This window comes from Phycisphaeraceae bacterium (assembly GCA_019636555.1).
Taxonomy (GTDB): domain Bacteria; phylum Planctomycetota; class Phycisphaerae; order Phycisphaerales; family UBA1924; genus JAFEBO01.
Genome location: JAHBXH010000002.1, coordinates 1 through 6,719, shown reverse-complemented (window position 1 = coordinate 6,719; position 6,719 = coordinate 1). Strand labels below are relative to the sequence as shown.

6 protein-coding genes are annotated in these 6,719 nt (G+C 65.3%); 1 reads left to right on the top strand and 5 read right to left on the bottom strand.

Going from position 1 to position 6,719, the window contains the following annotated elements; translation table 11 throughout:
• Positions 1-718, bottom strand: a 718-nt coding sequence (locus KF691_16245) for an ABC transporter ATP-binding protein (GenBank protein ID MBX3391002.1), incomplete at its 3' end; no start/stop codon positions are given.
• Positions 719-863: 145 nt separating this feature from the next.
• Between KF691_16245 and KF691_16240 the strand changes: the two genes are divergently transcribed.
• Entirely contained in the window at positions 864-2,681 is a 1,818-nt protein-coding gene (locus KF691_16240; protein MBX3391001.1) for an ABC transporter ATP-binding protein, read from the top strand.
• Between the two features lie 124 nt (positions 2,682-2,805).
• Here the strand turns inward: KF691_16240 and KF691_16235 are convergent, their stop codons facing one another.
• The 4 genes from KF691_16235 to KF691_16220 all read right to left on the bottom strand — a co-directional run bounded on the left by KF691_16235 (position 2,806) and on the right by KF691_16220 (position 6,409).
• Positions 2,806-3,594, bottom strand: a complete 789-nt coding sequence (locus KF691_16235; protein ID MBX3391000.1) for an RNA methyltransferase — start codon at positions 3,592-3,594, stop codon at positions 2,806-2,808.
• 86 nt (positions 3,595-3,680) lie between these two features.
• On the bottom strand, positions 3,681-4,439 hold the full coding sequence (locus KF691_16230; protein MBX3390999.1) for a 3-hydroxyacyl-CoA dehydrogenase: 759 nt from the start codon (positions 4,437-4,439) through the stop codon (positions 3,681-3,683).
• Between the two features lie 24 nt (positions 4,440-4,463).
• Positions 4,464-5,624: a thiolase family protein gene (locus tag KF691_16225; GenBank protein MBX3390998.1), complete on the bottom strand. Its 1,161-nt coding sequence runs from the start codon at positions 5,622-5,624 to the stop codon at positions 4,464-4,466.
• A 74-nt stretch (positions 5,625-5,698) separates the two neighbouring features.
• Positions 5,699-6,409: a hypothetical protein gene (locus KF691_16220; protein MBX3390997.1), complete on the bottom strand. Its 711-nt coding sequence runs from the start codon at positions 6,407-6,409 to the stop codon at positions 5,699-5,701.
• Positions 6,410-6,719 lie beyond the last annotated feature (310 nt).

Genomic DNA, 6,719 nt, shown 5'->3' with positions numbered 1-6,719 from the left:
TGATCAGTGCGGAAGGTGACCCTTCGGCCATGATCATTCCCTTGTCGATCACGACAAGGCGGTCGCACAGTTGCTCCGCCTCATCCATGTAGTGGGTCGTGAGCACAAGCGTCGTACCCTGCTCCTTGAGTCGGAACAGGCGATCCCACAGGATGTGCCGAGCCTGCGGGTCAAGCCCGGTCGTCGGCTCGTCGAGCATCATGATGCGGGGGTTGTTGATGAGCGCGCGGGCGATCGTAAGGCGGCGCTTCATCCCGCCGGACAGGTCGTCGATGCGCGACTTCGCCTTCTCCGTAAGCTGAGCGAACGCGAGCAGCTCGTCAGCTTTCGGGCCTAGGTAGCTGTGCGGGAGGCCGAAGTAGCGGCCGTACACAATCAGGTTGTCCCTGACCTTGAGTTCGGAGTCCAGGTTGTCTTCCTGCGGAACCACCCCGAGCTGCGACCGGATCTCCGGCCCGTACTCGTTCGGGTCGAGCCCGATCACGGAAAGGTCGCCAGACGTGCGGGTCGACACGGCCCCGATCATCCGCATGGTCGTCGATTTGCCTGCGCCATTCGGGCCGAGGAATCCGAACGATTCACCTGGCGCAATCTCGAACGAGATCCCGTCGACGGCCGCGAAGTCCTTATACTTCTTGGTCAGGTTGGTCGCGCTGATGACCGGGGCTGACGGGGCGCTCGAAGGGCTCGTTGACCCTGAAGTGTCTGGTGCTGGCACGAAAGTAAAGACTACTTGCTGCCGACGACATCGCACACTCCATCGCACCCCTGAGAATGGAGTGGTGACGTCAACTTCTTCAACACGCATCCGCAGGTCAAAATCACACGGTGACGAGGGGCCTCGCGCCCGGTTCAGCCAGCTCATGCCGTACCTGATGGAGCACAAGAAAGTGCTCGCGTTCGTCACCGTGCTCAGCATCCTCGGCGCCGCGGCTTCGCTCGCGCAGCCACTTCTGGTCAGCCAGGTCATCACGGTGGTCGAGAAAGGCACCGGACTCGGTGCCCTCGTGTGGATCCTGGTCGGGCTCGTCGTCGCCACCGGGCTGATTTCCGGCTACCAGCACTACCTGTTGCAGCGCACAGGCGAGGGCGTCGTGCTCTCCAGCCGCAAGCGCCTTATCGGCCGGATGCTGCGCCTGCCGATCAGCGAATACGACACGCGCCGCACTGGCGACCTCGTCTCTCGCGTCGGCAGCGACACGACCCTTCTGCGAGCGGTCCTCACTCAGGGGCTCGTGGAAGCGATCGGCGGTTCGCTCACCTTTCTTGGCGCGCTCATCGCGATGCTCATCATCGACCCCGTCCTGCTCGGACTCACGGTGCTCGTGATCGCGGTTTCCGTCGTCACCGTGACGTTGTTGTCCGCGCGCATCCGGGTCGCGAGCCAAAAAGCCCAGGCTCGCGTCGGGGACCTCGCCGCGTCGGTGGAGCGCGCGATCAGCGCCATCCGCACCGTGCGCGCCGCCAACGCGACCGATCGCGAAATTGCGTCCGTCGAAGAGGACGCGTTCGGCGCCTGGAAGATGGGAATCAAGGTCGCGAAGATTTCAGCCCTCGTCGTACCGGTCGCCGGAATCGCCATGCAGGTGTCGTTCCTCGTCGTGCTCGGCGTCGGCGGATTCCGCGTTGCGAGCGGGGCCATCACCGTCGCGTCGCTCGTCGCGTTCATCCTGTTCCTGTTCCTCATGATCCTGCCGCTCGGGCAGGCGTTTGGCGCCGTCACCTCCGTGAACGCCGCGCTCGGCGCGCTCGGGCGCATCCAGGAGATTATCGACCTGCCCGCCGAGGGCGAGGCTGATGCGGCCGTCGAGCCTGCGACGTCGATCGCATCGGATGCTGCCATCAGTTTCGACGGAGTGTCGTTCGGCTACACCGCTGTCGCGGTCTCGACGACGGCTCGCTTCGAGACGGCCGCTGCGCGACCTCCTCAGGGAGCGGTCACGTCAACCGACCCGCTCCCTGAGGAGATCGCCGAAGGCGATCGTCTCGAAGGGGGCACCCCCATGACTTTGCACGACGTCACCTTCGGTGCCGCCCGCGGCAAACGCACCGCACTTGTCGGGCCATCCGGCGCGGGTAAGAGCACGATCCTGGCCCTCATTGAACGCTTCTACGACCCGGATTCCGGTATCGTCCGCCTCGGCGGGGTGGACATCCGGAGCCTCGACCGTGAGGGGTTGCGGTCGCAAATTGGCTACGTCGAACAGGACGCGCCCGTGCTCGCCGGCAGCATTCGGCAGAACCTCACCCTCGCGACGCCGGACGCGACGGACGAGCAGTGCGTGGATGTTCTTCACGCCGTGAATCTCACCGAGGTGCTGGAGCGCAACCCGCTCGGGCTGGATGCGCCCGTCGGCGAAGACGGTGTTATGCTTTCCGGCGGCGAGCGCCAGCGGCTCGCGATCGCGCGGGCCCTGCTCGCGGCGCCGCCCATCCTGCTGCTCGACGAATCCACCTCGAGCCTCGACGGGCTCAACGAGCAACTGCTGCGCAAAGCGATCGACGCCGTCGCCGAGAACCGCACGCTCATCGTGATCGCGCACCGGCTGTCGACGGTCGTCGACTCGGACCAGATCGTCGTGCTCGACCACGGGCAGGTGGTTGGTGTCGGAACCCACTCCGATCTCATCACCACAACACCTCTCTACAAGGAGCTGGCCCAGCACCAACTCCTCGTTTAGTTCCTTTCATCATTCAGGAGGTGGTGTGGCAGGAGTGACAATCGGTTGCTCCTGGGCGTCAGACTAAGCATTTCAGCATCATCCGCACCGCCACCTCCTGAATAATGAAAGCGCACCGCGCGGGTCAGGACAGTGCCCACATCGCCACCGCGGCTGCCGCGGCAACATTCAGCGAGTCGATGCCGTGGCGCATGGGGATCCGAACGATCGTGTCGGCCGCGGCCAGGGCATCCGGCGTCAGACCATCACCCTCGGTGCCGACGACGAGCGCGACCCGCTCCGGCGCGTTGGCGGCAAAGTCGCGAAGGCTCACGGCATCCGTCGCTGGAGTCAGCGCCGCCACGTGAAATCCGGACGTTGTGAGCAACCTCCGGGTCGCCGGCCACTCCCCCACGCGCGTCCACGGCACTTGCAGCACGGTGCCCATCGAGACGCGAATCGCCCGCCGGTAGAACGGATCCGAGCTGCCCGGCGTGACGAGCACCGCATCCGCGCCGATTGCCGCGACCGAGCGGAAGATCGCGCCGACGTTCGTCGGGTCGACGACGTTCTCGAGGATGACCACGCGGCGCGCCGCGGCAAGCAGGTCGGCCGGGTTCGGGAGCGCAGGGCGTTCCATCGACGCGATGAGCCCGCGATGAAGCTCATAGCCGGTGAGTTTCGCCAACAGTTCCATCGATCCGGTGAACACCGCCACCTCGGGGCCGACGAGAGCGGCAGCGTCATCGACGGTGTCCCTGAGGGTGAGCACCGCCCGCACACGGTGTCCAGCCCGCATTGCCCGTTCCAGCACGAGGGCAGACTCGGCAATGTAGAGGCCGTGCGCGCCGCGACCGTTCTTGAGCAGCACATCCGTGCCTCGGGCGAAGTCGGCGAGCCGCGGGTCGGCAGTGTCAGTAATCTCGATCAGCATCCCCAGACACCTCCGCCGAAACCGCAATTTCCGCGCCAAAATCGCCCCGTTGGAGCCGATACTGCGGTTTCGCGGGCCACCGGGGTCTATTTGGGCTGCATGCGGATGGCACCGTCGAGGCGGATGACCTCGCCGTTCAGCATCGAATTCTCCACGATGTGCCTGACGAGCGCCGCGTACTCCTCCGGGCGTCCGAGCCGCGACGGATGCGGTACCTGCATGCCGAGCGAGTCGCGCGCGGCCTGGGGCAGCGCCGCGAGCATCGGGGTGTCGAACGTTCCCGGCGCAATGGTCATGACGCGGATGAAGCGCGCGGCGAGTTCGCGGGCGAGCGGCAGCGTCATCGCGGCAACCCCGCCCTTGGATGCCGAGTACGCGGCCTGGCCGATTTGGCCGTCGAACGCGGCCACGGATGCGGTGTTCACGATCACGCCCCGTTCGGACTCGCCCTGACCTTCACCGCCAACCGGTTCGGTTGCCGCCATCGCCTCGGAGGCGAGCCGGATCACATTGAACGTGCCGATGAGGTTCACCCTGATGACGCGCTCGAAGTGATCAAGCGGTTGCGGCCCTTCCTTGCCGAGCGCGCGCTCCGCCGTCGCGATTCCCGCGCAGTTCACGACGATCCGCAGCGGCTTCGTGGCCATTGCGATCGCCGCGCGCACCTGATCCTCATTGGTGACATCCGCGGGAACGAACGTCACACCGGGAACATCCGCGCCGCCCGACGACGGCAGATCGATGATGACCACGTCCGCACCCGCCTCGGCCAGCATCGTCGCCGTGGCCAGCCCGAGCCCTGAAGCACCGCCCGTGACGAGCGCCGAGCATCCTGAAATCTGCATGTCGTTGCCTTCCCCGCGACGCGACTAGAGTCGCTCGATGATGGTGGCGTTGGCCATGCCGCCGCCCTCGCACATGGTTTGAAGTCCCCACCGTCCGCCCGTCGCCTCAAGCTGGTTCACGAGGGTCGTGAGCAACCGGGTGCCGGATGCACCGAGCGGGTGTCCCAGTGCGATCGCTCCGCCGCGCGGGTTCAGTTTGTCTGGGTCGGTTCCGAGCTCCTTCTGCCATGCGAGCGGGACGGAGGCGAATGCCTCATTCACTTCGTACGCGTCGAGGTCGTCGATTCCGAGTCCCGCACGCTCGAGCACCTTCTTCGTTGCCGGGATGATCCCGGTGAGCATGAAGATGGGGTCGCTTCCGGTAACCGCAAATGCATGGAACCGCGCGCGGGGCTTCAGCCCAAGACTTTCGGCGCGCTCTGCACTCATGATGAGGGCGGCGGATGCGCCATCCGTGAACGGGCTCGAGTTGCCCGGCGTGATGCGCCAGTCGAGTTCGGGGAAGCGCGCGGCCAGTTCATCGGTGCGGAACGCCGGGTTCAGTCCGGCGAGCCCCTCGACGGTCGTGGTGTCGCGAATCGTTTCATCGATCGTGTGGCCGGCCGTGGGCACGATCTCTGTTGCGAAGGCCTCGCGGGCTTCCACGGCCAGCCGATGCGAGCGTGCGGAAAACTCGTCGAGCGTCTCGCGGTCTAGCCCCCACTTGTGCGCAATGAGCTCCGCGGAGACGCCCTGATTCACGAGCCCCTCCGGGTAGCGGGCACGCAGTTTCGAGCCGTAGCGGTCCATCCCGGCGACCGATGTCCCGAGCGGGATGCGACTCATCGACTCCACCCCGCACGCGATGGCGATGTCGTACTGTCCGGTCATCACGCCCTGCGCGGCGAACATCGCAGCCTGCTGGCTGGACCCGCATTGGCGGTCGACGGTCGTTCCTGGGACGTGCTCGGGGAATCCGGCGGCGAGCAAAGCATTCCGCCCGATGTTGTAGCCCTGCTCCCCGATTTGCGACACGCATCCGGCGATGACGTCGTCCACGAGGGCGGGGTCGAGGTTGCTGCGTTGAACGAGCGTCTCGAGCACTCCCGCGAGAAGGTCCACGGCGTGGATGCCGGAAAGCTGGCCGCCTGGCTTGCCCCGGCCACTCGGGGTGCGGATGACATCGACAATCACTGCTTCATGCATGGCTCCAGCCTAGCTATGCTGTGGCGCCCATGCCGGGGCCGTGCGAGGGCGATGCCGCGCACGGCCCGAGAGCGCTACTTGAACTTGTTCGGGAACTGCTTGATCAGTCCAGCGCTGAGCATGGCGCTCATTTCCTGCATGTGCTGCTCGGCGACACCGTAGTCGGCAATGGCCTTCGCATAGTCGCCGGCGAGCGCGTCACTAGCGTAGGCAATGGTCTGCGTGATGTGCATTTTCATCATTTCCTCCATCTCGGCCTTGTCCCAGTTCGGGTTCGCTTCCGCAAGGAAATCGCCGACCTCCACCGCATTCGCGTACCAGTCCGCGACCGCCGTCTCCAGCGCGGCGCTGTCGCCGGCCTTGGCCGCGGTCAGCACCGGCACGGCATCGGTGATGTGCTCCTTCAGGAGCACGGTGAGCTGGTCGCCGGCTGCGTCACCGTAGAGCGGCTTGATGGCATCCCCGATGTCAACCTGGTTCTGCAGGAGCCGTTCCAGCGACGCGTTCAAGGCGGGAGATTCCTGGGCGAAGGCGACGACGGTTGCGTACGTCCACTCCATGTGCTCGGCCCACAGGTTCGACATGGCGGTGTACAGCGAGAGCTGCTTGGACGTTGTCTCGACTTTGTGCTGCGACATGTCCATCGTGCTGACCTCGGAAGTCTGCGCGCCTTCCGCAACTGCCCCGTCGCCGATCGTGCTGCATCCGGCCAGGCCGAATGTGCCCAGCAGTCCGACGACGGAGAGTGCGACAGTCGTGATGGCCACCCGCGGGTGACTGTTCATTCGGTTCATGATCGTAAACCTTTCTTGGTTGACGGCAGGCTGTCTGCCGTACCACGTGAGTGGTCAGGCAACTCCGATTCATACCGCGTGAAAAGAATTTGGAGATACTGGGTAAGAATCGTCGCTGCGCTGACACCAACTGTGTATGGCGAATAATGCAGAGGGTCTGCTCGAACGGGAGGACGCCATCGACAGCCCCGAACTCGTCGGGACCTCCGGACCAGAGGTAGTGCTCGCTGCCGCGACCCCAGAGGAGGACTACGACTGGCTCGGTGAGTTGACCTCAACGGGTTCCGGTCAGCGGGACGCC

Coding starts and splice junctions, on each gene's coding strand:
- KF691_16225 (MBX3390998.1), bottom strand. CDS start 5,624: ATGCATGAAGCAGTGATTGTCGATGTCATCCGCACCCCGAGTGGCCGG.
- KF691_16235 (MBX3391000.1), bottom strand. CDS start 3,594: ATGCTGATCGAGATTACTGACACTGCCGACCCGCGGCTCGCCGACTTC.
- KF691_16230 (MBX3390999.1), bottom strand. CDS start 4,439: ATGCAGATTTCAGGATGCTCGGCGCTCGTCACGGGCGGTGCTTCAGGG.
- KF691_16220 (MBX3390997.1), bottom strand. CDS start 6,409: ATGAACAGTCACCCGCGGGTGGCCATCACGACTGTCGCACTCTCCGTC.
- KF691_16240 (MBX3391001.1), top strand. CDS start 864: ATGCCGTACCTGATGGAGCACAAGAAAGTGCTCGCGTTCGTCACCGTG.